The organism is Candidatus Aegiribacteria sp., assembly GCA_021108005.1.
In the GTDB taxonomy this organism is placed as follows: Bacteria; Fermentibacterota; Fermentibacteria; order Fermentibacterales; family JCC-6; genus Aegiribacteria.
Genome location: JAIORS010000139.1, coordinates 16,998 through 40,668 on the forward strand (window position 1 = coordinate 16,998; position 23,671 = coordinate 40,668).

General features: G+C 48.3%; 23 protein-coding genes. 2 read left to right on the forward strand and 21 right to left on the reverse strand.

The genetic code is table 11. The features are described 5' to 3' along the window. Positions 1–11: 11 nt before the first annotated feature. From K8S15_08445 to K8S15_08535, 19 genes are all read right to left on the reverse strand, one after another. A complete protein-coding gene (locus K8S15_08445) occupies positions 12–2,783 on the reverse strand; it encodes a cation-translocating P-type ATPase (protein MCD4776059.1) in 2,772 nt (923 codons plus the stop codon). Between the two features lie 106 nt (positions 2,784–2,889). Further along, positions 2,890–4,083, reverse strand: coding sequence for an electron transfer flavoprotein subunit alpha (locus tag K8S15_08450; protein MCD4776060.1), 1,194 nt, complete (start codon positions 4,081–4,083; stop codon positions 2,890–2,892). Beyond that, entirely contained in the window at positions 4,083–4,868 is a 786-nt protein-coding gene (locus K8S15_08455; protein ID MCD4776061.1) for an electron transfer flavoprotein subunit beta/FixA family protein, read from the reverse strand. Before K8S15_08455 ends, K8S15_08450 begins: the two co-directional genes overlap by 1 nt. 2 nt (positions 4,869–4,870) lie before the next feature. Continuing rightward, positions 4,871–6,043, reverse strand: coding sequence for an acyl-CoA dehydrogenase family protein (locus K8S15_08460; protein ID MCD4776062.1), 1,173 nt, complete (start codon positions 6,041–6,043; stop codon positions 4,871–4,873). Between the two features lies 1 nt (position 6,044). Continuing rightward, positions 6,045–6,728 carry a ribonuclease III gene (rnc, locus tag K8S15_08465; GenBank protein ID MCD4776063.1) on the reverse strand — a complete coding sequence of 228 codons (684 nt, stop codon included), beginning with the start codon at positions 6,726–6,728 and terminating at the stop codon, positions 6,045–6,047. A gap of 4 nt (positions 6,729–6,732) precedes the next feature. Continuing rightward, positions 6,733–7,977: a beta-ketoacyl-ACP synthase II gene (fabF, locus tag K8S15_08470; protein MCD4776064.1), complete on the reverse strand. Its 1,245-nt coding sequence runs from the start codon at positions 7,975–7,977 to the stop codon at positions 6,733–6,735. A 103-nt stretch (positions 7,978–8,080) separates the two neighbouring features. Then, positions 8,081–8,320, reverse strand: coding sequence for an acyl carrier protein (gene acpP, locus K8S15_08475; protein ID MCD4776065.1), 240 nt, complete (start codon positions 8,318–8,320; stop codon positions 8,081–8,083). A gap of 14 nt (positions 8,321–8,334) precedes the next feature. Beyond that, the gene (locus tag K8S15_08480; protein MCD4776066.1) at positions 8,335–9,057 is read right to left on the reverse strand and encodes a beta-ketoacyl-ACP reductase; all 723 of its coding nucleotides are present in this window, start codon (positions 9,055–9,057) and stop codon (positions 8,335–8,337) included. Between the two features lie 20 nt (positions 9,058–9,077). Continuing rightward, positions 9,078–10,073, reverse strand: coding sequence for a ketoacyl-ACP synthase III (locus tag K8S15_08485; protein MCD4776067.1), 996 nt, complete (start codon positions 10,071–10,073; stop codon positions 9,078–9,080). A 1-nt stretch (position 10,074) separates the two neighbouring features. Beyond that, positions 10,075–11,127 (reverse strand): phosphate acyltransferase PlsX, encoded by a 1,053-nt coding sequence (gene plsX, locus K8S15_08490; protein MCD4776068.1) that lies wholly within the window; start codon positions 11,125–11,127, stop codon positions 10,075–10,077. A 15-nt stretch (positions 11,128–11,142) separates the two neighbouring features. Next, the gene (gene rpmF / locus K8S15_08495; GenBank protein MCD4776069.1) at positions 11,143–11,325 is read right to left on the reverse strand and encodes a 50S ribosomal protein L32; all 183 of its coding nucleotides are present in this window, start codon (positions 11,323–11,325) and stop codon (positions 11,143–11,145) included. A 78-nt stretch (positions 11,326–11,403) separates the two neighbouring features. Then, positions 11,404–11,832 carry a YceD family protein gene (locus K8S15_08500; protein ID MCD4776070.1) on the reverse strand — a complete coding sequence of 143 codons (429 nt, stop codon included), beginning with the start codon at positions 11,830–11,832 and terminating at the stop codon, positions 11,404–11,406. Continuing rightward, positions 11,829–13,229, reverse strand: coding sequence for a phosphoglucomutase/phosphomannomutase family protein (locus K8S15_08505; protein ID MCD4776071.1), 1,401 nt, complete (start codon positions 13,227–13,229; stop codon positions 11,829–11,831). Before K8S15_08505 ends, K8S15_08500 begins: the two co-directional genes overlap by 4 nt. Further along, positions 13,229–14,707 (reverse strand): S41 family peptidase, encoded by a 1,479-nt coding sequence (locus K8S15_08510; GenBank protein MCD4776072.1) that lies wholly within the window; start codon positions 14,705–14,707, stop codon positions 13,229–13,231. The genes K8S15_08505 and K8S15_08510 overlap by 1 nt, the downstream gene beginning before the upstream one ends. Beyond that, positions 14,708–15,364: a dTMP kinase gene (tmk, locus tag K8S15_08515; GenBank protein ID MCD4776073.1), complete on the reverse strand. Its 657-nt coding sequence runs from the start codon at positions 15,362–15,364 to the stop codon at positions 14,708–14,710. Between the two features lie 9 nt (positions 15,365–15,373). After that, positions 15,374–16,495 carry an inositol-3-phosphate synthase gene (locus K8S15_08520; GenBank protein MCD4776074.1) on the reverse strand — a complete coding sequence of 374 codons (1,122 nt, stop codon included), beginning with the start codon at positions 16,493–16,495 and terminating at the stop codon, positions 15,374–15,376. Between the two features lie 52 nt (positions 16,496–16,547). Beyond that, on the reverse strand, positions 16,548–17,102 hold the full coding sequence (locus K8S15_08525; protein MCD4776075.1) for a CDP-alcohol phosphatidyltransferase family protein: 555 nt from the start codon (positions 17,100–17,102) through the stop codon (positions 16,548–16,550). A 119-nt stretch (positions 17,103–17,221) separates the two neighbouring features. Continuing rightward, positions 17,222–17,917, reverse strand: coding sequence for a 16S rRNA (cytidine(1402)-2'-O)-methyltransferase (rsmI, locus tag K8S15_08530; protein MCD4776076.1), 696 nt, complete (start codon positions 17,915–17,917; stop codon positions 17,222–17,224). Between the two features lie 32 nt (positions 17,918–17,949). Then, entirely contained in the window at positions 17,950–18,204 is a 255-nt protein-coding gene (locus K8S15_08535; protein MCD4776077.1) for a DUF3006 domain-containing protein, read from the reverse strand. 404 nt (positions 18,205–18,608) lie between these two features. Between K8S15_08535 and K8S15_08540 the strand changes: the two genes are divergently transcribed. After that, on the forward strand, positions 18,609–19,793 hold the full coding sequence (locus K8S15_08540) for a DUF4143 domain-containing protein (protein ID MCD4776078.1): 1,185 nt from the start codon (positions 18,609–18,611) through the stop codon (positions 19,791–19,793). A gap of 299 nt (positions 19,794–20,092) precedes the next feature. On the opposite strand, the gene K8S15_08545 is transcribed toward K8S15_08540, so the two are convergent. After that, entirely contained in the window at positions 20,093–20,782 is a 690-nt protein-coding gene (locus K8S15_08545) for a M48 family metallopeptidase (protein MCD4776079.1), read from the reverse strand. Between the two features lie 288 nt (positions 20,783–21,070). Between K8S15_08545 and glnA the strand changes: the two genes are divergently transcribed. Further along, positions 21,071–22,402, forward strand: a complete 1,332-nt coding sequence (gene glnA / locus K8S15_08550; GenBank protein MCD4776080.1) for a type I glutamate--ammonia ligase — start codon at positions 21,071–21,073, stop codon at positions 22,400–22,402. 66 nt (positions 22,403–22,468) lie between these two features. Here glnA and K8S15_08555 read toward each other — a convergent pair whose 3' ends face one another. Then, positions 22,469–23,491 carry a hypothetical protein gene (locus K8S15_08555; protein ID MCD4776081.1) on the reverse strand — a complete coding sequence of 341 codons (1,023 nt, stop codon included), beginning with the start codon at positions 23,489–23,491 and terminating at the stop codon, positions 22,469–22,471. Positions 23,492–23,671: the final 180 nt, after the last annotated feature.

Consider the following 23,671-nt stretch of genomic DNA (forward strand, 5'->3'; position numbering starts at 1 on the left):
CGGGAATCATTTCAGCAGACGGCCGCAGCTTTCTCATGCTTGACCCGTTTTCTGCATTTCATCAGCTCGAATACAGCCAGGAATAGCAGCGCGGCACCCAGTACGAACAGCCAGTCGATTATCCCCGGTCCGCTGAAGTACAGAAACCCACTTATCGGCGGCACATATATTGCTGTAAGTATGAGAACGATGGATCCCAGAATCGACCAGAGCAGAATTCTGTTATTGAAAAAATTCCTGTTGAAGACGGAGGTAAGGTCATATCTCCTTGAAAGTACATTGGCGAACTGACAAAAAGCGATTGTCAGATACGCGATTGTTGTCGCTCTCAGGTAGTCAACGGGAAATACATCCATGTGCGTGGGAAAAACCTCACCGGTCCTGAACATACTGAGCGCGTAATTGCCGAAAGCAAGCCCACCAATCAGGAGTCCGAGGAACAACACCTCCAGGGATGACTGCCTGTTCATTATGTGATAGCACTGTTTTCTTGGGGAAATCCTCATGACTCCCTTTGCTGAGGGGTCAAAGGTAAGGCATGTAAGGGGCATTACTTCCGCGAGAAGATCGATTGCAAGTATCTGAAGAGCAAGGATTGGTATTGCCCAGTTGCCCAGTGCAACCGCGGTAAGCCCGAGTATTACGATGGCGAGCTCGGCCGCATTCGTGGTCATGGAAGCAAGAACGGTTTTCTTGAGATTACTGTAGATCGTCCTTCCTTCCCTGATAGCCTCCACCAGCGTCGGAAAACTGTCATCAAGAAGTATCAATTCGGCGGCTTCCTTCGCGACATCGGTTCCTGTAATTCCCATGGCGACACCTATATCAGCCCGCTTCAGCGCGGGAGCGTCGTTAACACCGTCACCTGTTACAGCCACCACTTCTTCCTGATCCTCAAGAATATTAACGATTCTGAGCTTGTGCGCGGGACTCACCCTTGAGAATATCACAGAATCATCCGTCATGAGAATCCGTGTAAGCTCCTCGTCGTTCATGTTCTCCAGCTGTTCCCCTGTGTAAACGGGCGGTTCTCCCGACCGGCACAGACCGATCTCCCTGCCAACCGCCTTTGCGGTTATCGCATGATCTCCGGTCATAATCACTATTCTTACTCTGGCCTTACGACACGCGGCTATAGCCTCTTTCACTCCCTCTTTTGGAGGATCGGTCATTCCCACAAGACCCAGGAATACTACGTCTTTCTCTATCTCCTCCAGTACGTAATCACTTCCATCCAACTCGAGGGGACGAAAGGCGATGGCCAGAACCCTGAGCGCCCGATTGGAGTACTCCTCGTTGACAGCCCTTATCCGTTCTCTGTCCTCATCTGTAATGGGTACGGCTTCCCCGTTTATGTAAATGTACTTCGAAATGGCGAGAACGCTGTCAGTCGCGCCTTTCATGGCCAGCTCTATCCTGTCGCCGAACTTCCGCACGGAACTCATCCTCTTTCTATCTGAATCGAAAGGGAATTCATGCAGTTCCGGATTTTCCTCGTCCTCAGTGGGGCTTCTGGTTCCCAGTTTAGTGGACATGGTTACAAGGGCGGCCTCGGTCGGATCTCCAACAGGATACCAGCTTTGATGTTCTTCATCAGGGGCGTGTATTTCAGCGTTGGATGCCATCGTTGCGGCATCCATTAATATCTCCACGTCATCTATCTGTTCTCCGGTCAGAGGGTTGCCATTCGAATCAAGCAATGTGCCCTCCGGCCTGTATCCTATCCCGGTAAACTCGTATTCGCTACGGTTGAACCAGACTTTCGTTACGGTCATTTCGTTTTTGGTCAGTGTACCCGTCTTGTCCGTACAGATAACTGTAGTAGAACCCAGGGTTTCAATAGATGGAAGGCTTTTAACGACGGCTTTTCGTTCAGCGAGCCTTTTACTGGCAGCGGTAAGAGCAACCGTTACCTGAGCAGGAAGTGCCTGTGGAACGGAAGCTACGGCAACACCGAGGGCAAGTATCATGCTTGTCACAACCGGAAATCCCTGCCAGAGAGCTACTCCGAAGAGCCCTATACTGAGAACAACGACTATTAAGGTCAGCCATTTTGCCAGAATTCCAAGTTCCTTCTGAAGCGGGGATTTAACGGTAGCCGTTTCGAGGGTCATGCTTGCGATCTTGCCCATTTCGGTTGCCATACCGGTTCTGACAACAATTCCTGTTGCGCTGCCGGTCGCCACCGTTGTACCCATGAATGCCATGTTTTCCTGATCGGAAATTATGCAGTTATCCCTGATAGCGTTTGTGTGCTTCTCCTGGGGCATGGATTCACCTGTAAGTGAGAATTCCACTGTCCGGAAGTCGAAGCATTCAAGTAGTCTTGTATCGGCAGGTATCCTATCACCCGCTTCAACTTCTACTATATCCCCCGGGACAAGCATGCCCTGCGCAACCTCGGTAAGCTCTCCATCCACCATTACTTTAGCCGGGGATTTGATAAGCTCCTTCAGCCGCTCCAGTATTTTCGCAGCCTTGTACTCCTGAATAAAACCGATAATAGCGTTTATAATTACTATTATGAACATTACGGCACCGTCTCGGTAACTGCCTATGGCAATTGAAACGATTCCCGCCGCTATAAGCACAAGAACCAGCAGATCCCGGAACTGCTTCAGAAAGACCATCCATTTTGGAACGGAAACATCCGCAACAATTTCGTTGGAACCCACCCGAGAACGTATCTTCTCTGCTGTCTTTCTGGATAATCCTTTTTCGGAGGATCCAAGATTTTCAAGGGTTTCCCGCGGAGTCAGACGGTAATATTCTGTGTTCTTCATAAGTGTTGTTCCCTGGTTGTCTTTCTGCATATTACCACTGTTTTCTATTGTTTGATTGTCCTGACTTCACGCAATGGAGATAAGCGCTCTATGGAAAACAGGCGAATTACTTTCTCCTGCGCTTGATTTCCTTGATAACAAGGGGGACAATTTCGAAGAGGTCTCCTACAAAGCCCTCATCACAAAATTCGAAGATCGGGGCGGATTCATCTTTGTTAACGGCATAAATCCTTTCGGATGACTGCATCCCAACCCTGTGCTGAACAGCTCCGGATATACCGCACGCGATGTAGGTTTTAGGCTGCACGGTTTTCCCCGTCTGCCCAACCTGATGCGGATACGAAATCCAGCCTTCATCAATCGCCGCGCGGCTTGCTCCAACACTTCCATCCAGAAGGCTCGCAAGCTCCTCAAGCAGAGCGAAATTCTCAGAAGTCTTAAGTCCTCTGCCGCCTGACACTATCACCTCAGCCTCTGTTATATCGATTTCTCCCTCATCCAGCGGTACGAACTCCAGCACTTCCGTCCTGCTGGTCAGATCATCGGGAGACAGTTCTATCTTCTTCAGTTTTCCTGTTCTGGTATCATCAGGTTCGTTGGCTTTCATTACCCTGGGTCTTACAGTCGACATTTGAGGCCTTGTATCCGAACATACGATAGTTGCCAGGATATTCCCTCCGAAAGCTGGTCTCGTCTGAAGGAGACCTCCGCTAGCAGTATCGATTGCCAGTTCTGTGCAATCGGCGGTAAGCCCGGTGTTCAGATTCTTGGCAATTCTGGGCATGAGATCACGGCCTGTAGTAGTTGCAGCAGCCAGTACAACCGCCGGTTTCTGTTCGATTATCAGTCTTTCTGTAATTCTGGTGAACGGTTCGGTTCTGAAATGTTTGAGTTTCGGGTCTTCCGCAAAATATACAGTGTCCGCACCGTAACTGATGAGTTTGTCCGGCCAGTCACCGGCTTCTTCGGTAAGAAGAACCACCGATATTTCGCTCCCATCAACCTCTGCCAGCCTTCCGGCTTCTCCCAGAAGTTCAAGCGTGCTGTGATCAACCACGCCGTCACGCTGCTCGGCAAGCACCATGATGCCCGAATACTTACCTATCTCAATCTCACCCGATTCTCCTGTCCGTATTATTATGGCTCCGAAAGAACAGGATGATTCGCATGCTCCGCACAGTGTGCATTCATCACTGATAACAGCCAGATCATCCTTCATTGAGATGGCTCCGAAGGGACATGCCGGCACGCATGCGCCACAGCCTACACAGGTTTCCTTGCGAACCTCAATACTTGCCATTACCTGCCCTCCTTCCCAAGTAGGGAATCGACTATGAGCATGGCCAGTTCCTCCGGCTCCCCATGGTGGATTTCTCCGTCAGAGAATGCTTCAGGAGTTGTAATCTTCACAACTCTTGTAGGTGACCCATCGAGACCGACTTCGTCCTCTGGAAGTTCAAGATCTGCCCTGTTCCATACAGGAATCTCGATCTTCCTGGCTTTCATCTTTCCTCTGAGGGAGGGAAGCCTTGGTGTATTCGCGTCTTTCAGCACTGTGATGACAACAGGAAGGGTGGATCTGATTATCTCGCAGCCGCCTTCAACGTAACGTTCAGCGATAATACTGTTCTCATCGATTTCTCGTACTTTGCCAACAAATGTAACCTGGGGCCAGTCCAGTGATGCCGCTATACCGGGGCCAGTCTGTGCTGTGTCTCCGTCAATTGCCTGCTTACCGGTCATGACGATATCTATATCTCCCATTTTTTCCACTGCCTTCGCCAGAGTATGGCTTGTAGCCCATGTGTCCGCCCCGGCAAACGCCCTGTCTGAAAGAAGAATTGCTTCATCAGCTCCCATTGAAATCGCTTCTCTAAGTACAGCTTCAGCCTGTGGAGGCCCCATTGTTATAACTGTGACTGTTCCTCCCAGGTCGTCCCTCCATTTCATAGCCTCCTCAAGGGCATACTCATCGAAGGGGTTAAGTATTGAAGGAACCCCTTCGCGAATGAGAGTACCGCGCTCCTCATCTATCCTCACCTCAGCTGTATCGGGAACCTGTTTTACTGCAACAACTATCCGCATTGCTATTTCCCCCTGGCGGCTGTTTCCTTAATCAGCGCAGATGCTATTACACTTCGCTGGATCTGGTTTGTACCTTCGTATATCTGTGTGATTTTGGCATCCCGCATCATCTTCTCGACAGGATACTCTTTCATATAACCGTAACCGCCAAGAATCTGAACGGCGTCCGTAGTAACTTTCATGGCAACATCGCTGGCAAACACTTTTGCCATGGCGGATTCCTTCTCGAACTTCTTTTCCCCGGCATCTATCATCTTTGCCGTACTGTAAACCAGAGCCCGTGCAGCCTCAACCTGGGTTGCCATATCGGCAAGCATGAACTGTATTCCCTGGAAGGAATCTATCCTCTGCCCGAACTGCACCCTTTCAGAGGCGTACTTTGCCGCTTCGTCAAGAGCTCCCTGTGCGATACCAACAGCCTGTGCTGCTACTCCCGGACGGGATGTGTTAAGGGTTCTCATGGCTACTATGAATCCGTAGCCTTCTCTTGTTATGATGTTCTCAGCGGGAACTCTGCAATCCTCGAATATCAGCTCCATGGTTGAGGATGCCCTTATACCCATTTTGTCCTCTTTTTTGCCGTAACTGAATCCGGGTGTACCCTCCTCAACTATGAAGGCGGTGAGCCCTCTGGCACCCCTTGTAGGATCGGTCTGGGCAATGACTGTATAAATCTGAGCTTCTCCGCCGTTCGTTATCCACTGCTTGGTTCCGTTGAGAATGTAGCTGTCTCCATCTATTACAGCTTTGGTCTTCACCCCTCCAGCATCGCTTCCAGCTTCAGACTCCGTGAGAGCGAAAGCTGCAAGCTTGGTGCCGGATGCAAGATCGGGAAGGTATTTTTTCTTTTGTTCATCGGATCCTGATATGAGTATAGGCATGGCTCCCAGTGCGTTGGCGGCAAATGACACCGCAACACCTCCGCAGGCCTTGCTAAGTTCCTCGGTTGCCACGGCAAGAGCCATTGAACCGCCGCCGAACATTTCTGCCGAACCCCCATATTCTTCCGGGATATAGATGCCGCAAAGATCGCTGTCTGCCATAATCTTAATGATCTCGCGGGGAAATTTGTTCTCCTCATCAAGCTTCGCCCGGGCGGGAATGATATACTTCGAAGCAATCTCCGCACATATTTCCTTTATATCATTCAATTCTTCAGAAAGATAATAATTCACTTCAAACCTTCCTCTCAAGTTTTTCCAATGCCTTTTCAGCAGCCCTCTCTCGCGCTGCTTTCCTGGTCAGTCCGGTGCCGGTTCCAGCTTCCTTGCCGGCAATACTCACAGTTACTGCAAAAACCGGGCTATGATCCGGTCCCTTTCTGCCGGTAAGCATGTATTCAGGAAGTTTCATGCCCTTTGCCTGGCAGTACTCCTGAAGATGGCTTCTTGCATCGGGAAGCGGTTCAGTATCGATGGACAGCTCCAGTATCTCCCTTGTAACGAATTCCTTCGCCGATTGAAGCCCTGAGTCGATATATATAGCACCAATTAAAGACTCAAGAACATCAGCTGCTATGGATTCTATCGCACTGCCTGAATTAACGAAACCCCTGCCCACATGAACCAGTCTGTCAAGACCCAGTCTTCTGCTATTTTTCGATAGATTTTCCTTCTGAACTATCCTTATTTTCCTTCTGGTCAGATCTCCTTCCGATTCGTCAGGGTATTCAGCAAGGAGATATTCCCTTGTAATAAGTTCAAGTACCGCATCGCCCAGAAATTCCAGTCTTTCATAATCCCTGCCCGTACTGTCTTCATTTCTGCACGAGCTGTGTGTTAGCGCTTTTTTAAGAAGATTACTGTCATGGAAACAATACTTGAGAATCTCTTCAACTTCATATACCGGATTTCCGGTCATCAAATTACTCTCCTGAGTACTTCTTCAGAGCGAGTGTTACATTATGCCCGCCGAAACCCAATGAATTGGAAAGGGCATACATGATATCGGCTTTCCTGGCTTCTTTAGGCACGTAATCGAGGTTACAACCTTCGCCAGGATTCTGAAGAGTAGCGGTAGGAGGCAGAATACCATCCCTAAGTGCGAAAGCGGTAAAAATAGCCTCTACAGCTCCAGCTGCACCAAGCATATGCCCCGTAACTGATTTGGTGGATGAAACGGGTATTTTCGTGGCGTTCTCGGAGTTAAACACGGTTTCTATAGCTTTTGATTCGTTTATATCGTTCAAAGGGGTCGATGTTCCGTGAGCATTTATATAATCCACTTCCGAAGGTTTAATACCTGCTTCCTCAATAGCAATTTTCATAGCCCTGGCTGAGCCTTCCCCGTTTTCGGCAGGTGCAGTAATGTGAAATGCATCGCACGTCATGCCGGAACCCGAGATTTCAGCGATTATGTCCACTCCGCGATTCAGTGCATGTTCCATATCCTCAATCATCACTACAGCTCCGCCTTCAGCTAAAACGAAACCGTCACGGTCCCGGTCGAATGGGCGAGAAGCGGTTTTCGGGTCGTCGTTTCTTGTTGAAAGGGCTTTAAGCTGGCAGAATCCGCCTACTCCGGTCAGTGTAAGCGGGGCTTCGGAACCACCCGCAAGAATGGCGTCCACTCTTCCCAGTTTGATCATGTCTGCGGCTATGGCAATGGCATGACCGCTGCTGGCGCATGCTGTAACGGTCGCGAAATTAAGTCCCTTTGCCCCAACATCGATACCGATTCTTCCGGCGGCTATATTGCTTATCATCATGGGGCAGAAGAAAGGACTCATCCTGTTTACGCCGCGCTCAAGTGCTATTTTATGCTCACGTTCGAGAGTTGTGATACCTCCAATACCGGACCCTATGATAACGCCAAGTCTTTCGGGTTCAATACTGTTAATGATGTTCGAGTTCTCGTACGCTTCCCGGGCCGCTATCATGGCGAACTGAGTATACCTGTCAATTCTTTTCGCAAGCTTCCTTTCAAAGTAATCCAGAGGATCGAAATCCTTTACCTCTCCGGCAATCTGACTTGTGAACTGCTCCGGATCAACGATGGTCATTCTCCGAATTCCGCTTCTGCCGGCCAAAGCAGCTTTCCAGTTTTCAGAAGCCGTATTCCCAACAGGCCCGATGATGCCGGCGCCAGTGATTACAACACGCTTTTCCATAGAATCAGTCCCCTGTCTTAAAACAAACTGTTATATAATTGGTTTTGTAGCACCGCACCGCAGTAACTTCACTGCGGTGCGTTCCAATTAGTCGAATCGTCAATTAATCGTCAAGATCCTTATTCTTCAAATACTCAACAACTTTACCAACCGTAGTAAGTTTGGTCGCTTCATCTTCATCGATGCGGAGCCCAAAGGCATCTTCAAATCCCATAATGAGTTCGTACTGATCAATGGAATCTGCGCCAAGGTCGGTATCGAACTGAGCTTCCATCGTTACCTGCTCGGGTTTGACTCCCAACTTATCGATTATGATCTCGGTTACACGGGTTTCAAGTGACATATTCTATTCCTTTCTCACGTTGTAAGTCCACCATCTACCGGAAGTACTACCCCGGTAATATAAGAAGAAACATCATCAAGTAGAAAATGCACGGCATCAGCAACATTTTCAGGCTGACCCATTCTCTTTACCGGAACCCTGTTTGCATAATCTTCCCTGACTTCTCTGGAAAGTTCTCTGGTCATTTCCGTTTCGATGAATCCTGGAGCAATCACGTTCACGCGGATATTCCGTACCGCGAACTCACGGCATAAAGCTCTTGTCAGGCCTATTAATCCTGCTTTTGTAGAAGCGTAATTTGCCTGCCCAGCCGCTCCCAGCAGAGCAACCACCGAAGAAATATTAACAATTGATCCCGCTTTCTGGCGCAGCATCCCGCGGGAAAACGCTCTGCACATAAGGAAAGCACCTGTAAGATTTACGTTCATGACAGTGTCCCAGTCAGTTTTTTTCATTCGCATAATGAGACCATCACGGGTGATTCCAGCATTGTTCACGAGACCGAATACAGGACCCAGTTCTTTTTCGATCCTCTCGGATACATCTTTGACAGCATCTTCGTTCGTTACATCAAGAACCCAGGGGCTGAAATCATCTCCGAGTTTATCGGATGCCGCCATAAGATCATCTTCAAGAACATCACATCCGGCCACGGACCATCCGGAATTAACAAGTTTCCTGGAAATAGAATATCCAATACCCCTCGCGGCACCGGTTACAACTGCAATTCTGTTCATAATTACTCCCCTGCTATTATCTACCAGTGCAGTATCATCCCGCCCCATGTTAGTCCCGCGCCGAATGCAGCGAGAACGACAGTGCTTGACTCTTTTATCGTGTTGTCCTTCACTGCCTCGTCAAGAGCCATGGGAATGGAAGCCGCGGATGTATTGCCATACTTCTGAATATTTATATAAACCTGTTCGGGCTCAAGTTCAAGTGCCCTGGCGGTTGCGTCGATTATTCTAAGATTCGCCTGGTGGGATACAAGAAGGTCGACATCCTTCTTCTCGGTTCCATCCATTTTAAGGGCTTCCATGCACGAATCGTGCATTGCCCTTACGGCGTACTTGAAAATCCGTGCACCTTCCATACTAATGGTATGTTCGTTGTTTTCAACGCTTTCGTGCGAAGCAGGTTTTTTCGTTCCTCCCGCAGGCTGAAAAAGGTACTGCCCCATGGAGCCATCACTGCCCCAGTGCCAGCCTCCAAGCCTTCCTCCGGGTCCTTCGGAAGATACCGCAACTGCTCCGGCTCCATCACCAAAAAGTATGCAGCTTGACCTGTCGGTCCAGTTGGTAATTTTGGTCAGGCAGTCGGCGCCAACTACTATCATCCTGTCCATGATTCCCGATTCAATGAACGCTTTTGCCTGTATGAGTCCGTAAATAAAGGCTGTACAGCCGGCTTCGAAATCGTAGGCAGGAATATTTCTCATTCCGAGATTGTTAGCCACCAGTGCGGCGGTTGAGGGGAAATAGTAATCAGGAGTAACAGTTCCCACAATAATACCCTGAACATCTTCCGATTTCCATCCAGCCTCTTTCATGGCATTTTCAACGGCTATGGTCACCAGATCGGAGGTTGCCGTGGAATCGTCAGCTTTCCGTCGCTCCTTAATGCCCGTCATTTTGACAATCCACTCATCCGTGGTATCAACAATCTTCTCAAGATCGGCATTCGTTAATATGCCATCCGGGACATTGTGCCCTGTTCCAACAATATAGGCGTTCCTGCTCACTTTTTCTCCAATCCTAAGTTATCGAAATATTAATTTTCTTCCGGATCATGTCGCTGACCCCGCTTCGATAAAAATCGCATGCGGCAACCACAGCATTTCTAATCGCCTTCGAGGTACTGCTGCCGTGAGCTACTATCGAAACTCCGTTCAGGCCGAGTAATGGAGCTCCTCCATATTCGGCCGAATCCAGTCTTTCCCACATTTTAGAAAATGAATGTCTCATAAGAAGAAAACCAGCCCTTGAAGCCCAATGACGCTTCATCTCAAGGTAGAGTGATCCTCCCACAAGATCGGCTATTGACTCAAAAGTCTTAAGAAGAATATTTCCTACAAATCCATCGCAGACCACAACATCGGCCTCACCTTTGAGTATGCCGTCACCTTCTATATTACCAAGAAAGTTCAGATTGGAGTCTTCCAGCATCCCGTAGACATCCTGGATCACGGATGGGCCCTTGGTTCTTTCATTGCCTACATTCAGCAGTGAAATCCTCGGGTTCTCTATACCGAAAACACATTTCGAATACACCTCTCCCATAAGAGCAAACTGAAACAGCTGCCTTGCGTTACATCCGACATTGGCTCCGACATCGAGTACTACTGTAGGGTTGTTTTGAGTCGGCAATGTAGCAGCTATTGCCGGTCTGGGAACACCCTCTATTCTTCCGAGGGCAAAGAGGCTGGCAGCCATCATGGCTCCGGTATTACCTGGACTTACCATGGCCTGTACCAGGCCTTTCTTCTGAAGCCCGGCCATAACAACCATTGAACTGTCCGGTTTGTTCTTGAGAGCTTCGGCCGGATGGTCGTTCATTGTTATAACCTGTGAAGCATGCTGAATTGATAAAGGCAGTTTAGCCCCGCCGCTGCGTGACAGAAGCCTCGACAGAATATCTCTGTCACCGACGAGTTTGATTGATACATTCTCCGTAACAGACTTTCTGCAGTCACTGAAGAACTTGACAACCCCCTGGACGATGACCGAAGGACCGTAATCCCCCCCCATCGCATCCACAGCAATATTGAGCGGTTCAGGCACAGGCAGAACCATTCTTTCCGGAATCAATCGTTTTCAAAACGATTACTCCTCTTTCGGTTCGATGACCTGCCTGCCGTCGTAGAATCCACAGTGCCTGCAAACCCTGTGCGGAATTCTGGGTTCTCCGCACTGGGGACAGATACTTGTAGATTTTTCCTTCAGAGCGTCATTTGCTCTGCGTTTATCTCTTCTTGTAGATGAGTGTCTTCTTTTTGGTACCGGCATAGTTCCTTCTCTTTCTCTGATGTCATCCGAATGACAATTATCGTTTGATCTAAAAAAAAATAGCTATACAGAATATACTCAATTATAACATATTCCATCACAGTCAGGCGAGCACAGAGGTTTACCCGGAATTGATAGTAAAATTGCTTCCCTAACAGCATCAAAAATGCAAAGCTCACCGGACCGGGGTACTATCTCCCTCTCCTGTTCGACGGAAGGATCAAGCTTCCAGGTATACTCCCGGCTGATATCCTCACAGATATTGAACAGCATGGGCTCCAGGCATCTTGCGCAGGGGATTTTAAAATCCGCATTCAGCCTGCCGCTGCATAGAACAACGCTATCTTTATAATCCACTGCCAGCTCAATGGTAGCCTCATCGTGTGCCGGTTCCACATCCTCAATGCCCCAGTTAATTCTATCAAGAGGTATAGTGAAACTCCCACTGTTCATGCCGCGGGAAAGACTCCTCATATCGATAACGAGTTTCTCCGGATCGAATATCATTCCGTACCCATCATTCCGCGGAATCCTATAACAACTTTCTTCATAATCGAATCCACTTCCTCCTGTGAATCTGACTGGACGTATATTCTTGCCAGCGGTTCCGTACCGGACAACCTGATAAGTATCCAATCGCCGTTTTTCAGGATCATCCTTACCCCATCAATCCGGTCTATGGAATCAACTGTTATGCCAGCGATATCAAATGGATCGGATTCCAGATACTTCTCCTTAAGATGCTGTCTGAGAATGTCATCAAGGCGAAGATCCGTACGTGATATATGAACCCTGCCATACTTTTTCCACAGGTCATCAAGCTGCGCGGCAAGACCTTTGCGCCTGGCGCAAACCATTTCCGCCGCAAGAAGGCATGCCAGTATCCCATCCTTTTCAGGAACATGATCCGTAATCGACAGACCTCCGCTTTCTTCGCCGGCGAGAATTACATTTCCTTCCAGCATCCTGGCGCCGAGGTACTTGAAACCTACAGGAGTTATCTCGGTTTCCATGCCGTGAGCCAGAGCGACCCTATCAAGAAGGCTGCTGGTGGTAACAGATCTGACTGCAAGTCCGGAGTAACCTTTGGTTTCTATAAGATATTCGAGAAGAAGGGGGAGAAAATCGTGCGGTGAAACGAAACTACCGTTTTCATCTATTATTCCGAAACGGTCTGCATCACCGTCGGTAGCCACCCCAAGCGAAGCTCTGCTTTCAACAACCTGAAGTGAAAGATCGGCTGTACCGCTTTCTCCGGGTTCGGGATGCTGCCTGCCGGCAAACAGAGGGTCTCTTGTTCCGTTAATCACCCGGACCGAAACTCCAAAATCAACCAGTATGCGATCAAGAAGACCTGATCCTGCACCGGAGAACGCATCGTATACGACTTTTAGACCGCTGTTCATGAAGACTTCAGGATTCAGATACTTCTGAATATCCCTTGAATAATCACTTCGAAGATCCTTCGATATAACTGAACCGGAAGCGGAGTCCGGTTTACCACCCTCTTCGATGATTCTTTCAATGGAAGCTGTTAAAGCGCTGTCAGCGGGGCCGCCGTGCCAGGGACTGAATTTAATTCCGTTGTAAAGGGGAGGGTTATGGCTTGCCGTAAAATTAATTACACCGCCGTAACCACCCTTCCTGCAGGCATGGGAAAGAACCGGTGTCGGGCAGGGACAGGAGGAAAGTAACACTTCGAAACCGTATCCGGCCATCCGTTCCGCGGTGGCCTCGGAGAGTTCCGGAGATAGAAAACGGCAGTCGCCTCCGATAACCAGGCTATCCCGTCCCTCGCTTTTCAGCTGCAGTCCGATTGCATCCGCTACCTGGTTTACTCTGTCCCAGGTAAATTCCTGTGCTATGATACCCCGCCAGCCGGAGGTTCCGAATTTAATTTTCACTATTCCCCATCCCTGAAATACTGCAGAGCTCTCTGAACGGTTTCATCGTGTGGACTCATCATTCTATGGTACATCTCTCGATCCCAGGATCTTGAGGCGATTTCCGCGAAAAGCGCTTTTTCTATATAGAACAGGTTATCTTCGAATTCGCCATCTTCCCATTCGAAACCCTCTTCGTTGAGATAATTCCTGAAATCAGCAACACAAGTGCTGTCGGGCCAGAAATCGTCTTCAATTTCATGATCGAGAACGTAATCAGTAGCGTACTTGAAAAAGATCGAACCGGTGAACAGTTCAACGGGAAGAGAGCCGGATACTTCACTGAAGTCCATCGTTATATCGGGAACTATCCCCCAGTCTGCCAGAGAATCTTCCTCGATAATGCCACCGAAGTCATCACCCATGGTCCTGTCAATACTTCTCCCATCGGGAGTGAAATATCTGGCAGTAGTAAGTTTTACGCCGTAATGCCCGATATCCGGAAATTCGCCCAGGTCCATTAATGTCTGAACGGATCCCTTTCCGAACGTTCTGGTCCCGATAAGTGTAGCTGCTTCATTATCCTGCAGTGCGCCAGCGACTATTTCCGACGAACTGGCACTTCCACCATCAACAAGAACAACAACATTCCCGGTGAAACTCCTTTTGCTGACTGTGTAGTAATTGTCCTCTCCCACCGCGTTCCCCCTGGTGGATACTACCAGCGTACCGGAAGGAAGAAAGAAATCAGCTACTTCTACTGCTGCGGTAAAGAGACCTCCCGGATTGCCTCTAAGGTCGAATATCAAATTTTCAGCACCCTCTTCAACAACATCCTGCAGAGCATTCCGAACTTCCTTCGAGGATTCTTCACCGAACCTGGAAAGGCGTATGTATCCGGTTTCATCATCTATCATGAATCCTGCTGTAACTGAGGGAAGATCCACAACATCCCGCTCTATTTCAAAGTCAAGGGAATCCGGCAGTCCCGGTCGTACAACGGTCAGGTCCACCGTACTTCCCTGTGGCCCTCTTATCTGTATTACAGCTTCAGTTGTTGTTATCCCTTCTGTTGAAATTCCGTCAATTTCAACGATCTTATCCCCGGCTTTCATGCCGGCTCTGAATGCTGGAGTTCCCTCAACCGGTGAAATAACCGTCAGCCACTCATCTCTGATACCTATGGTTATTCCAACCCCTTCAAAAGAACCTGACAGGTTAATTCGCAGATTCTCGTAATCCTCTGGATTGAGAAGAATACTGTTTGGATCAAGTGATTCCAGCATCCCTCTCAAAGCGGCCTCTATGAGTTCCTTGGAATCTACTGAATCAACATATGTAACGGATGTTCTTGAGAACACGTCCATGAACAGTTCGAGGGAAGAATTCGTAGAAACCGCATCGTACGCTATAGCGGAGGGAAGAATCATCAATCCGCCGGAAATCAGAAGTCCGGCTGCAAGTATAACGGCAATCCAGCCTGGCAGGAATTTTTTCATTTATCCGTCTCCTCCATAACATTTACCCGAGATAATATTCATAACACTGTTTTCGATAAATCGATCCTGAATATCCGGTTCCTGTGAAGCGTCAACAACCAGGTACCTGTCCTCACTTTCAGCCAGTCTGAGATACATCTCCCTTACGCGGTGGTGGAAACTGATCTCTTCCAGCTCTATCCGGTCCTTTTCCCTGCCCTGCTTCTGCAATCTTGCCAGTCCTTCTTCAGGGTCAAGATCCAGAAGGATAGTCATGTCCGGTAAAAGACCTCCGGTTGCAAGATTGTCAGCATCCCTTACTGACTTCTCCGGAAGATTGCGTCCTCCAATCTGATATGCGAAAGTGGCGTCGGAATAGCGCTCGCATATCACATTAATGCCGTTCTTCAGTGCCGGTCTGATTACAAGATCAACATTTGATGATCTCGAGGCAAGGTACAGCATCAACTCGGTGAGAGGAGTAACGGTTAATTCAGGATCAAGCAATATTGAACGTATCCTCTCGGAGGCAGGGGGCCCTCCGGGTTCACGGGTATGAAGCACCGGAACCCCCCTGCGTTCAAGACTTTCAAGAAGCACGCGGCATCTGGTGGATTTGCCGGCTCCCTCAACTCCCTCAAAAGTGATAAAGCTGCCGGGAAAGCCGGTATTACGGATATTCAATATCTATTTCTTTGACTTCTTTTCGGAAGCCTTCTTCTCCTGTTTCTTCTGATGGTACTTACCAATGTACTCTTCTGTTATCCTTCTGCACTTATCATCGTAATACTGAACAGGAGGGGATTTGAAGAAATAGGATGAAGGAGCCTCAATAGCTCCGGACAGACCGTTATCAAGAGCAAGTTTAGCGCATCTGACCGCATCGATTATCACTCCCGCGGAATTAGGGCTGTCCACGACTTCCAGCTTGGCCTCAATATTCAGAGGAACTTCTCCAAAGCTTGTTCCTTCCATCCGGATGTAGCACCATTTTCTATCGTCAAGCCATTCAATGTAATCGCTTGGGCCGATGTGCACATTCCTGGGATCAAGGCCGCCGGGAAGCTGGGAGGTAACGGCGTTGGTTTTGGATATCTTCTTGCTTTCGAGTCTTTCCCGTTCAAGCATGTTAAGGAAATCTGTATTTCCCCCGACATTCAACTGGTAGGTGCGGTCAAGCCTTACACCTCTGTCTTCATATAAACGTGTCATGACCCTGTGAAGAATGGTAGCGCCCACCTGGCTTTTGATATCATCTCCCAGAACGGGAAGTCCGCGGTCGCGGAATCTTTTCTGCCAGTACGCCTGTCCGGCTATGAAAACCGGGATGGCGTTAACGAACGCACAACCGGCATCAAGAATCTGTTCCACGTACCACTTCGTTGCTTCCTCGCTTCCCACCGGAAGATAGCTGACGACAACATCGGTTTTTGTTTCTTTCAGTATCCCTACTATATCGGATGTTGGTCCGGGGGCTTTCTGAATAACTTCTTTGAGATATTTTCCAAGACCGTCGTGTGTCATTCCCCTGTTTACTTTAACTCCGAGATTCGGTACATCACAGAGTTTGACCGTACAGTTCGGTTCGGCAAGGATGGCTTCGCTGAGGTCTTTCCCAACCTTTGTGATATTGATGTCGAAAGCAGCCGAAAATTCAACATCACTGATGTGATATCCTCCCAGGTTCACATGCATAAGCCCTGGAACTTTTTGACCCTCAGATGCATTCCTGTAGAATTCCACGCCCTGGACAAGACTGCTTGCGCAGTTTCCTACTCCGATTATCGCTACTCTTACTTTTTTGGACATTCATAGCCTCCCTGAAAAGATAGAACAAATAAACAAACGGCTGATCAAGATCTCATTCGTTATCCAGTGATATCCCTCTGCCGTCCCTGATTACTTTCACAAAGCGCTGGCCTGCAGTAATCCATGTGCCCGCAGCAAGAACAGCCAGCATAATTACTACAGCCTCTGTTTTCCACAACCCCGCGGCAACCAGGCCGCCCATCAGCAACAGGAGTCTTTCAGTCCTGGTGAAGATACCTACAGAACATGAAAGGTTAACTCCCTCTGCCCTTGCTCTGATATAGCTGACCATGTACGAGCCTCCAATAGCGGCAGGTACAAGATAAACCAAAATGTGGTGAGCTTCGCCCGCTTTTCCGGCCAGTAAAGCTCCGAAAATGAGTATCTCGCCTATCCGGTCACAGCTTGAATCAAAAACTGCGCCGGCCTTGCTTGCCACATCTTTTTTGCGTGCAAGCTCCCCGTCAACGGCGTCGAGAATACTGCCCACAATAAGAAAAACAACCCCGGCGATGAACTTTCCATCCCATACGAACCATGCAGCGACAGCTGTCATAAGAAGGCCAATGGTAGTTACTGAAAACGGCCCTATACCAACTTTTGCCAACAATCCAATGAGGGGATCTAGAAGTCTCCTGCCGGATTCCTTTAAAGTCTCCAGGTTAAAACTTACCTCCTGGAATTCGTTTACAAACCATCATAAAATAGAAACAGCAAATGTCATCGTCAATCAAAGAAATCCGATTCCAGTGCTGCTCCACCTACAACCATAGTTATCTCACCACGGATTCTTTTGTTACCGAAATACTCAGTAACCTCCGCGATGTTCCCCCGTACATACTCCTCGTGCATTTTGGTCATTTCCCTTGCCACACACACTGGGCGATTACCGAGAACATTTTTCATCTCCTCAAGATACTTAAGAAGATGATGGGGACCCAGGTAATATATAATAGAACCGCTATATGTGGATATTTCTTCAAACCTGCGAGTTCTCGCTCCCTTCTTTCTCGGGAGAAAACCCTCAAACGAGAACCTGTCAACCGGAAGACCTGAGGCGACCAGGGCAGTAATAACCGCAGATGGTCCCGGTATTGCTTCTACACTGTAACCTGCCCTGACAGCAGCGCTTACTGCTTTATAGGCAGGATCCGATATGCCCGGCATACCGGCATCGGAAACAAGCGCTACAACAGCCCCGTTCTCGAGAAATTCTATTATCTGGGGTATCCTGCCGATTGCGTTATGATCGTGGTAGCTGTAAAGCCTTTTGCTGTCACTCACGAATCTTACGGTACGCCTGGTATCCTCGGCCATCACTACGGAAGCCTTTTCAATGGCTTCCATTGCTCTTGGTGACATATCGGAAAGGTTCCCTATCGGCGTTCCAACAAGAACGAGTCTGCCTTCAGCGTTCTTCATATTTCTATTTCTTTCACATACATGGCTACAGTTCAGTGCCCGGAGCTTTCGTCCCGCTGCCTGGTGCGATCAAGAAGCATCTGCTGAAGATCGTGGATACTTCCGGCAAGCCTCTCCGTCTCCTCAGGATTCTTCCTCAGTATAACGTCGAAAACGTCACCCTCCCCGGAATCTTCCGGCAGATACTCGGAAGGCATGAGCCACATATGTCCATCCTTTGTCACCAGAACAGCTATTTCCTCTTCAATTCTGTCAAGCGATATCAGCATTTTCTTATCTTCCGGCATTTTCCTCCATTCAGAATGGAATATACTACTTCATGGATTTATGATAGGTCTACACTAACAGTATGGTTAAAGGTGCTGCCCGAAGAATTCAGTATTCCGAATGACATTTTCCACCTGATTGGATTATTAAGGATACCGGTTTTTCTAATAATAGAGTGCTTGTATATCATGGTCAATCAAAATGTAATCCGTATCGGGTTCTCATACCAGTTCCAGTGGCTCTGGAGGGGGTCTTGGGTCTTCCCAGAGATTAAAGTGTTTCAGGGTGCGTCCGAAGGACAGCTACTGCAATCCCGACCAGCTGCGTGACGCAATCCTTGAACTGCCGACACTTGCATCCATGGTAGACAATCACTATAATTTAGTCGCAAAATGGTATTACAAATTCCGAATTAAGGGGCAAAATGGAATTAGCACCTCGATTTCTTAAGCATCCCTCTGATGAAAGCTTCTTTCTCTTTGGTGCAAGAGGTACGGGTAAATCAACCTGGTGCCTTCAGGAATACAGTAATGCTGCAAGGCTTGATCTGCTCGCTCCAGATGTTCTGAGAGCTTATACAGCAAAGCCGGAAAGACTGAAGGAATACACACTGGGTCAACCTGATGGAGCCACGATAATCATCGATGAGGTCCAGAAGGCACCTGAACTGTTGTCGGTTGTTCATTCCATAATGGAGCTTAAACTGGGGTACAAGTTCATACTCACTGGTTCCAGCTCGCGAAAACTCAAGCAAACCGGTGTGGATATGCTGGCCGGACGAGCTCTTCTACGGATAATGCATCCTTTCATGGCAGGTGAACTGGGAAAACACTTTTCACTTGATACTGCCCTTGAACAGGGAATGCTTCCTGTTGTATGGGATTCATCCGCGCCTTCGGATGTACTGAAAAGCTATGTAGGAATCTATCTTCGGGAAGAGGTTATGATGGAAAGTCTTGTGAGAAATCTCGGCAATTTTTCCAGGTTTCTTGAAGCTGTGAGTTTTTCCCACGGGCAGGTTCTCAACATCAGTAATGTCGCAAGGGAATGCAGTGTTCAGAGAAAATCCGTTGAAGGCTACATCTCAATCCTGGAGGATCTGCTCCTGGCTTCGAGGGTTCCGGTCTTCAAAAGAAGAGCAAAGCGTGCTGTAACAGGGCATCCAAAATTCTATTATTTCGATACAGGAGTATTCAGAAGCCTTAGACCTAAGGGACCGTTGGACAGACTTGAGGAAATCAACGGTGCTGCTCTTGAGGGTCTGATATTTCAGCATCTTAAAGCATGGTCAGATTATCGAGGACAGGATGTGAAACTGTATTACTGGAGAACCAGGTCAGGCACAGAAGTAGATTTTATTCTGTACGGGACTGGATGTTTCCGGGCAATTGAAGTGAAGAACACTGCAGAGATCAGAAGCGGAGATCTGAAACCTCTGAAATCATTCAGAGATGATTATCCCGAATGCATGCCCCTTATGCTTTACAGAGGTACTTCATCTATGGTTATCGACGGTATTCTGTGTATGCCTGTATATCGGTTTCTCCAAGAACTTCATCCGGACAAAGGACTTCCGCAAAGGCATTCCCTATCCGCTTCATCTTTCTAGGAGCGTGTCCGACAATGAAGCATCGGCATAAAACCCACACAGCTGGCTATAATGCCCGCATATTATCGTCAAATACATCCAGTATTCTCCTCAAATCTTCGAGCATTCTATCTAAGCTGCGAGGCTCTTCTGCTCAATGCACATTATCGGACATGCTCCTAGCTCCTTTTGTATACTACGAATTCAGTATTCCGAATGACATTTTCCACCTGATTGGAGTATTCAGGTTACCGGTTTTTTCTAATAATAGAGTGCTTTATATCATGGTCAATCAAAATGAAAAAATCCTGAGATTGATGTTACAGGCTCCTCTCAAGCAGATAGGCTCCCTGTAACCGCAGCCATTGCCTGCCCGGCTTCACAGTACCCAGAATATTCTCAACAACCCCCCAGAATTGCTTTGAGTGGTTTCTGTGCTGCAGATGAACCATTTCATGAACTACAACATATTCAACTACGTTCAATGGAGCATGAACCAGCCTCCGGTTTATCATGATAACTCCTCGAGGGCTGCAGCTTCCCCAGCGTGTACGAGCGTTGGCTAATCTGATTCTGGTGGGTATAAGCCCTGGCCGTGAATGCTCTTCGACTATCCTGTTTACATGACTGAGGAGGCGGTCATCAAGCCATCTTTTCACAACCGAGGTTAGATTGGATTCTCCTGTTAAATATACGCACAGAACTCCATTGCGATGAATCAGTTCTTCCGTTCCCGAAGCGGCTTCAGACAGCTGAAGAACTGCAATTTCTCCGAAAACAGACACTTCTGAACCATCTTCATATAAAGAAGGTACCGCGGGAGGGTCAACCGATTCGAAATATGCAAGCTTCTGCTCAAGCCATCTGGTGCGGCTGCGGACAAATTTATCAATAACGGAAATACGTACTCCTGCGGGAGATGTGACCCTCACTTCTCCAGGTACAACCTGAAGACTCAATCTTTTTGCCCTTCGGCTGTACCTGAGCCGGTACGGTATTATCCTGGTCATGATCCTCCAAATGAGTTTTTCGAAGGAAACATAATAGCGCAGGATATCTGGGCCACCTTGTTCAATCCGCATCTCCAGTAAGTGTTCGTTTCAATTTTATAGAAAGAAGTGCATATATGGCTTTCGATCGTAGTACCGAACCCTGGAATCGGATAGCTGAAGTTGGCGTACTGATTCGCTGATTGTACATAATGTACTGGATTATACGTACAATATGTTAAAAAATGATTGACTTGTCGTTCATATTAGCTGATATTACTCCTTATTGATCACAAAAGGAGGGGCGTTATGGTTTCCAGAATTTCTGAAATAATCGATCTCTGTAAAGAATCCAATGTTCACTTTCTCCGCCTGCAGTTCACGGATATTGACGGTATCGTGAAGAACGTTGAAGTTCCTGAGAGTCAATTCGGGAGTGCGCTGGCAGGTAAGGTGATGTTCGATGGATCTTCGATTGAAGGCTTCACCAGGATCGAGGAATCGGACATGCTTCTCTCTCCCGATCCGGACACCTTTGCCGTATTTCCCTGGAAAAGCGAGTACGGACGTATCGGCCGGTTGATCTGCAATATCTCCCTTCCCGATGGCTCACCTTTTCCAGGATGTCCCCGCGCCATACTGAAAAGACAGGTGGCCCGGGCTTCGTCTCTGGGCCTTCGCGTGATGGTGGGGCCCGAAGCGGAGTTTTTCCTTTTCCAGCTCGACGAAAAGGGAAATCCCATAACGGAAACCCACGATAAAGGAGCTTACTTCGATCTTTCCCCGGTTGACAGGGGCGAAGAGGGACGAAGGGACATTGTCCTTGCCCTTGAATCCATGGGATACGAGGTGGAAGCTGCTCATCATGAAGTTGCCCCCGGGCAGCATGAGATCGACTTCAAATATGTGGAAGCCATCAAGGCTGCTGACAACATTGTAACCTTCAGGTTCGTTGTTAAGAAAGTCGCTCTTCTGCATTCTCTTCATGCCACATTCATGCCCAAACCTCTTGATGATGCCGCCGGCTCTGGAATGCATACTCATTTTTCGATGTTCGATTCCAACGATGAAAACGTGTTCTATGACAGCGATGAACCTTATGGACTCTCCTCCACCGCCCGGGGCTTCATGGCCGGAGTTCTCAATCATGCCCGGGGTTTTACCGCTGTGACCAATCCTCTCGTTAATTCATACAAGAGGCTTGTCCCCGGTTATGAGGCGCCGGTCAATGTGGCTTGGTCGATGAAGAATAGATCCCCTCTGCTCAGAGTACCTGCCGCACGTGGTAACGGTACCCGTTGCGAAATTCGGGTTCCTGATCCTTCATGCAATCCATACCTTGCTCTCGCGGTCATACTGGCTGCCGGACTGGACGGCATGGAAAATAACATGGACTGCGGTGACCCGGTGAACAGGAACATCTTTTCCATGAGCGGCAGGGAGAAAAAAAGACTCAAAATAAAGACACTGCCCGACAGCCTATGCGCAGCTCTGGATTGTATGGAGAAGGATGATGTGGTAAAGGACACCCTTGGTGAACATGTATTCAACCATTTTCTCCTTAACAAGCGAAGGGAATGGGAAGAGTACATCAAGGTTATTCATCCCTGGGAAGTTGAACGGTATCTGGACAGGTATTAACCCAGGAAGAATGCCGCTTCCTCGAAAGGAAGCGGCACTTTCTATTCAGCTATTTCCCGTTATCGCCTAGAAGTAGTAGGAACAGGAAAGATTGCTCATGAAGCCATTGGAATTACCACTGACAATGTAAGGACCGTCATGAAGGAATACGTCGCTGATCTCAGCGTCGAGTTCGAAGTTCCCTATGGCGAATCCGATGCCGTAACTGTCGCTGTATCTTGATGAGATAACAGCGTCAGCGTCACCCTGCTTGACGTAATCGGTAACCATGTCCGCTCCACCTCTGAGATAGAGCCAGTTGAGAATCTGCTGCTCAGCACCAAGACTGATGTCCAGGATATCTATGTCCATCTCGCTGTCCGGTGCAGTACCGCTGTCTACCGAGAAGGATGTGTTTTCAAGACCGATGAAGATACCGGCAATGAACCTTGTGCTTGGTGTGAACATCTTGTTGACACCGCCACCGAAATCAACGGCGATGATGGTTTCATCTGTGGCGTTTTCGTTGCTGTAACTCGAAAATCCCGCTGACATTATCGGGAAGAGATTAACGAGGGCGTCCTCGTTGTCGCCTCTGATCGAAATACCGCCGGCGAAAACCGAGTTCTTGGTGTCAACAGTATCAATTGAGTATGTCGTTGAATTGTAAGCGCCGCCTATGGCAAGATCATTTTCTCTGCCCAGGAAGTTTACCTCGGTACCGAAGGACAGGCCAAAATCGAACTCATCCATCAAGCTTGAGTCAGCCTGCAATATATTGCTGGAGTAGTCAAGTCCGACGATAATACCGAAATCACCACCGTGGTAAAGGGCTTCAAGAAGATAACCGTTATGGTTATGGGTGCCTCCCCATGTGGCGTTGCCCATCTGCTTGACTCCACCGAACCAGCCAAGATCCCAGCCTTCGTAAGCATACTCGGAACTGATCTGCGCGAACTGATAGTCGCCGATAGTTCCGGGATACGCCCACATCTCGTTGTAATCATCAACAAGAAGACGCGCATCGCCTCTGGCAAGCACGTTCAAACGAGGATCGCTTGCAAATGCTGTCATTGCAAGAATTGCAAGAATACATACAGTAAGTTTCATTTTCCCTCCTGATGTTAGGTTTCAGCCGATATACTTGTTTATAACCGGCTGATTTCTTTTAAGGCTCCACAAAAAACAGGGATTCAGATGAATACCTGTATCAGGTTAAGCGAAACCTTGTTGAGCGTAATATAATAAAACAAGGCGCAAGTCCACAAATATCAGTTTATCCTGGGCACT

What these genes read in the sequence shown, in the direction of transcription:
- K8S15_08445 (MCD4776059.1), bottom strand. Translation starts at nt 2,783, where the DNA reads ATGAAGAACACAGAATATTACCGTCTGACTCCGCGGGAAACCCTTGAA.
- K8S15_08450 (MCD4776060.1), bottom strand. Translation starts at nt 4,083, where the DNA reads ATGGCAAGTATTGAGGTTCGCAAGGAAACCTGTGTAGGCTGTGGCGCA.
- K8S15_08455 (MCD4776061.1), bottom strand. Translation starts at nt 4,868, where the DNA reads ATGCGGATAGTTGTTGCAGTAAAACAGGTTCCCGATACAGCTGAGGTG.
- rnc (MCD4776063.1), bottom strand. Translation starts at nt 6,728, where the DNA reads ATGACCGGAAATCCGGTATATGAAGTTGAAGAGATTCTCAAGTATTGT.
- fabF (MCD4776064.1), bottom strand. Translation starts at nt 7,977, where the DNA reads ATGGAAAAGCGTGTTGTAATCACTGGCGCCGGCATCATCGGGCCTGTT.
- acpP (MCD4776065.1), bottom strand. Translation starts at nt 8,320, where the DNA reads ATGTCACTTGAAACCCGTGTAACCGAGATCATAATCGATAAGTTGGGA.
- K8S15_08480 (MCD4776066.1), bottom strand. Translation starts at nt 9,057, where the DNA reads ATGAACAGAATTGCAGTTGTAACCGGTGCCGCGAGGGGTATTGGATAT.
- rpmF (MCD4776069.1), bottom strand. Translation starts at nt 11,325, where the DNA reads ATGCCGGTACCAAAAAGAAGACACTCATCTACAAGAAGAGATAAACGC.
- K8S15_08500 (MCD4776070.1), bottom strand. Translation starts at nt 11,832, where the DNA reads ATGATATTCGATCCGGAGAAACTCGTTATCGATATGAGGAGTCTTTCC.
- K8S15_08510 (MCD4776072.1), bottom strand. Translation starts at nt 14,707, where the DNA reads ATGAAAAAATTCCTGCCAGGCTGGATTGCCGTTATACTTGCAGCCGGA.
- K8S15_08520 (MCD4776074.1), bottom strand. Translation starts at nt 16,495, where the DNA reads ATGTCCAAAAAAGTAAGAGTAGCGATAATCGGAGTAGGAAACTGCGCA.
- rsmI (MCD4776076.1), bottom strand. Translation starts at nt 17,917, where the DNA reads ATGAAGAACGCTGAAGGCAGACTCGTTCTTGTTGGAACGCCGATAGGG.
- K8S15_08535 (MCD4776077.1), bottom strand. Translation starts at nt 18,204, where the DNA reads ATGCCGGAAGATAAGAAAATGCTGATATCGCTTGACAGAATTGAAGAG.
- K8S15_08540 (MCD4776078.1), top strand. Translation starts at nt 18,609, where the DNA reads ATGGAATTAGCACCTCGATTTCTTAAGCATCCCTCTGATGAAAGCTTC.
- K8S15_08545 (MCD4776079.1), bottom strand. Translation starts at nt 20,782, where the DNA reads ATGACCAGGATAATACCGTACCGGCTCAGGTACAGCCGAAGGGCAAAA.
- glnA (MCD4776080.1), top strand. Translation starts at nt 21,071, where the DNA reads ATGGTTTCCAGAATTTCTGAAATAATCGATCTCTGTAAAGAATCCAAT.
- K8S15_08555 (MCD4776081.1), bottom strand. Translation starts at nt 23,491, where the DNA reads ATGAAACTTACTGTATGTATTCTTGCAATTCTTGCAATGACAGCATTT.